This window comes from Neobacillus sp. KR4-4 (assembly GCF_042136325.1).
Lineage (GTDB): Bacteria > Bacillota > Bacilli > Bacillales > Cytobacillaceae > Neobacillus.
The window spans coordinates 1-4,731 of sequence record NZ_JBHHJU010000059.1; the positions used below are offsets into that span (position 1 = coordinate 1).

Consider the following 4,731-nt stretch of genomic DNA (forward strand, 5'->3'; position numbering starts at 1 on the left):
GGTTTACTTGACGGGATCAAAGTCCCACGGGTGCGGACGTTCTACCCTGGCTACTGTTATAATAAGACCATATAAATAAAGGTCAACCAGAAATATTTTCTTATCTGGTTAACCTTATAATACGAAAGGTTGTGTTAAAGGTTAATATTTATTTTGGCACTCTGTTGATTGGAGAGGAAGGCACGAAGACTCCTGCGGGAGTACGGGGCAGGGGAGACCCCGCAGGAGCAAAGCGACGAGGAGGCTCCCCGGCACGCCCGCGGAAAGCGAAGTGCCTGGAACGCAAATCAACAGACAAGTTTAACACAGCCAAAATAAAAGAAAGGATGCCAACAACTTGCTGGCATCCTTTCTTTATTATTTAGCTGACTGTTTTTCGTAGGATTCCTGGAACTTTTGAATGTCACCAGCACCCATAAAAATAATGACGCTATTGTCATAGTCATTTAAAACCGAAGTATGCTCTTCCGTAATGACTTCAGATCCTTCGATTCTTGCTTGAAGGTCCTTGATAGTTAGTTTCCCATGATTTTCACGAGCAGACCCAAAAATCTCACATAAATAGGCTTTATCTGCTTCTCTTAAACTTTTGGCAAAGTCTTCAAGAAACGCTTGAGTTCGCGAAAAAGTATGTGGTTGGAATACAGCCACAATTTTACGGTCGGGATATTTTTGCTTTGCCGCATCAATTGTTGCTTTAATTTCAGTCGGATGATGGGCATAATCATCGATTAATATTTGTGAACCGATTCTTTTTTCTGAAAATCTTCTCTTTACACCTTGAAAGGTAATTAATTCGTTCTTGACTATTTCTACACTAATTTCTTCATAATGACACAAACCGATAACGGCAAGTGCGTTTAATACACTATGATCGCCGAAAGTTGGAATGGTGAATGTGTCATAGAATGTATTACGAATGAAGACATCAAACGTCGTTCCAGTAGTTGTCTTCACAAGATTTTTTGCTTGATAATCATTTTCATCGCCAAAACCATAAAACAAAACGGGAACCTTTGCCTGAATTTTCTGAAGCTGTTCATCATCACCATAAGCAAATATTCCTTTTTTCACTTGGATGGCCATCTCTTGAAACGCTGAAAAGACATCATCAATATTTGCAAAATAATCAGGATGATCAAAATCAATATTCGTCATAATTGCATAGTCAGGGAAGTAAGACAAGAAGTGCCTTCTGTATTCACAAGCTTCAAATACAAAATATTCTGAGCCTTCTTTTCCTTTACCAGTCCCATCACCAATTAAAAATGATGTTGGCTTAGCTCCTTCCATCACATGGGCAAGCAGGCCTGTTGTAGACGTCTTTCCATGCGCACCAGTAACTGCCACACTTGTAAAGTTTTGCATAAAGTCACCCAAAAAGCGATGGTAACGCACAATAGGAAGCCCAAGTTTCATCGCTTCCTGTATTTCCTCATGTGTATCCGGAAAAGCATTCCCTGCAATTATCGTCATTCCTGGCTTGATATTTTCCTTTTGGAAAGGAAGAATCGTAATCCCTGATTGCTCAAGGGCCAGTTGTGTAAAAAAGCGCTTTTCGACATCGGAGCCTTGCACCTGAAATTTCATATCATGTAGAACTTGTGCGAGTGCACTCATTCCAGACCCCTTTATACCGACAAAATGGTAAATAGTCATAGAAGAACCTCCAACAACGTCTATCTGTAGAACAGTATATGACATCTGTCTGTATTTGCTAACAAGAAAACAGAGAGCTATTGTACACTATAATTTCAATAACCTCTAAAAAACATATTTAATTATTATATCATTAATCACACTGAAAAACTATTTGTAAACAAATTCTTTAGATTCTGACTAGTTATTTCACTATATATTATTTGTCCTAGTCATGAAAGAATACTATCAATTAATTATTTGCATTAGCCTCTAAAATCGATTCTAAATCTGCATGGGTAATTAATACTTCACGCGCTTTGCTTCCATTTGCACTAGTAATATAGCCACTAGTCTCAAGCATATCCATCAATCTTGCTGCACGATTATAGCCTATTTTAAAACGCCTTTGCAGACTTGATGTTGATGCTCCACCTTGATCAATGATAAATTCACAGGCCTCATAAAAAAGTTCATCTTCTGTTTCCGATACTTGAGCTTTTTTCAATAATTCCTCTTGCTCAAACAAGTAATCTGGTTCTCGCTGTTCCCTTACATGACCTACGACCAGATCAATTTCTTCATCCGAGACAAACGTTCCCTGCAAACGGACAGGCTTAGATGAGCCATTTTCTAAAAATAGCATATCACCGCGGCCGAGTAACTTTTCTGCCCCACTAATATCTATGATCGTGCGTGAATCCACTTGAGAAGAAACAGAAAAGGCGATTCGGGTAGGAATATTGGCTTTAATTAAGCCGGTTATTACATCCACTGATGGCCTTTGTGTGGCGACTATTAAATGAATCCCACAAGCTCTTGCTTTTTGAGCAATTCTACAAATTGCTTCTTCCACATCTGCTGGTGACATCATCATTAAGTCAGCTAATTCATCAATAATAATCACAATAAATGGAAGTTTGTCTGCATACTGTTTATGCTTTATTGCCAGTTCGTTAAAGCGATTAATGTCACGAACACCGGTATGGGCAAACAATTCGTAGCGTCTTTCCATTTCATCGACCGCCCATTTTAAAGCAGCTGTCGCCGCCTTAACATCCGTAATAACTGGACTGACAAGATGCGGAATACGGTTGTATGGTGCGAGTTCGACCATTTTTGGATCAATTAATAATAGCTTTAAGTCTTCAGGACTGGCTTTAAAAAGTAAGCTAACTAAAATCGTGTTAATGCACACACTCTTCCCTGATCCTGTTGCACCAGCAATCAAACCGTGCGGCATTTTCTTTAAGTCTGTGACAATCGGCTTTCCGGCAATATCCAGACCAAGCACAGCTGTTAAGGGAGAGCTTGATTCTTTGAAAGTACTACTTTGAATAATTTCGTTAATGAATACAGGACGTGACTTTTGGTTGGGAACTTCAATCCCAATCGTATGCTTTCCTGGGATGGGGGCCTCCATCCTAATATCTCTAGCAGCAAGGCTTAACTTAATATCATCCGTTAAATTGGTAATTTTGTTTACCTTAACACCTGGCTCCGGCTGAACTTCAAAACGAGTTACTGAAGGTCCCTGTGTTACATTAACGACACTAGCCCCCACATTAAAGTTTTTTAAGGTTTCGTTTAATATTTCCTCTTGCTCTAATAACCATTTCATATCATTCCCCACTGTCACAGGAGGGTTTAGCAAACTAGATGTTGGCAGCACATAATCAGTATCATCTGGTTTATTTTGGATGACTTCTTCCTTTTTTGGGAATAGGTCAATCACTTGGTTATTTTGTTCAGGAGGCACATGTTCTTGTGACCGCACAACTTGTGCTTCCGATCCCCTATTTCTCTTTCGCTCTTCCCATTTTTGTTTATCTTGTTTTAACATCATCACATTAAATGGCAAATGGGAACGCTTTGGTACTGTGGGTTCTGGTGCTGCCTCTAGTTCCAAGATGGCCTCAGGTTCTGAGATGATCTCTAATCCTGAGTTGGTCTCTAGTTCTTGGATAATCTCTAATCCTGAATTGGTATCTGGTTCTGAGATGATCTCTAATCCTAAGTTAGTCTCTGGTTCTGAGATAATCTCTAGTTCTGATTCGGACTCTGGTTCTAATAAGGTCTCTAGTTCAGGTAAATCCTCTTCTGCATCATTTGAATCGTTTGCTGCTGCTATTAATTCTTTAACCTCTTCATGTGAGTCTTCATCCAGTGCTTCTACTACGGTTACTTTTTGAATCATTTCTCCAGGAATTGTTTCCACTTCGAAAATTTCCATGTCAATTTCTGATTGTTTAGTGCTTTCTATTTCAGTTGTCATCACTTCTGAAGCAGTTGGACTGTCAACCAGACTTCCTTCATTCTCTTCTAAAAAGCGGCTTAATTCATGCTCGACAATTTTATCCGTATTCTTGGGCCGATTAAACCCAAAAACGGGAGAAGGAATTTCTGTCGGTTGGAAGGTACCGTTCTTCTTCAGAGATGGTTCTTTTTTAAGTTTAGGCATTTCCTGAATTACCGTTTGAACTTCTTGCTTTTCCTTAATGATTCTCTTGGGCATTTCCTGTTTTACCATTTGAACTTCTGGCTTTTCCCTAATGATCCGCTTAGGCGGTTCTGGGTGGGAATTTTTTCTTTTTTGTCGTAATGTTTGTTCTTTTTCCTTTGGTGTTTCCTTAAGTTTTGGCGGATGAAAAGGATGATTACTGCCTTTTGGGTACTGATAGGACACCTTGGTCTCTAAATCCTTAAAATTTTCTTTTTTGTTTAGAAACGGCTGGCCTTCTTGTTTATGTATTAAGTAACTCTCAAATTCATCATCTTCTTCTTTTCTTAATTTTTGAAATAGGTTTTGGAACCAGCTCAAAACTATCACTCTTTCTACTAACTACTTTAAATCTATCACTTTATTTTATCAGTTTTTTAGATTTTATCGACATAATTCTTATAAATGAGGCAAAATACACTCTGTGAAAATAGTTCAATGAAAAAAGATCACTGTGAATGTGATCCCAGACTGTCGACAAATCCGAAGGATTTCGGGTTTTAAATCGACAGTCTTTTTTGTTTGGCTACATTAAACTAGTCTGTTGATTTCCGTTCCAGGCGGCTTCGCTTTCCGCGGGCGGTTCGGGGAGC

Annotated in this window: 3 protein-coding genes; 1 reads left to right on the forward strand and 2 read right to left on the reverse strand. The window is 39.0% G+C overall.

The window, feature by feature from the left end; genetic code table 11:
* Positions 1 to 131 precede the first annotated feature (131 nt).
* Complete coding sequence (locus ACE198_RS27665) at positions 132 to 365, forward strand: hypothetical protein (protein ID WP_251460185.1); 234 nt, start codon at positions 132 to 134, stop codon at positions 363 to 365.
* Here ACE198_RS27665 and murC read toward each other — a convergent pair.
* Together murC and ACE198_RS27675 are read right to left on the reverse strand one after the other, a co-directional pair.
* The gene (gene murC, locus ACE198_RS27670) at positions 358 to 1,659 is read right to left on the reverse strand and encodes a UDP-N-acetylmuramate--L-alanine ligase (RefSeq protein ID WP_098574549.1); all 1,302 of its coding nucleotides are present in this window, start codon (positions 1,657 to 1,659) and stop codon (positions 358 to 360) included. The two genes, ACE198_RS27665 and murC, sit on opposite strands and share 8 nt — an antisense overlap.
* 232 nt (positions 1,660 to 1,891) lie before the next feature.
* A complete protein-coding gene (locus tag ACE198_RS27675; RefSeq protein ID WP_483870789.1) occupies positions 1,892 to 4,168 on the reverse strand; it encodes a DNA translocase FtsK in 2,277 nt (758 codons plus the stop codon).
* Positions 4,169 to 4,731 lie beyond the last annotated feature (563 nt).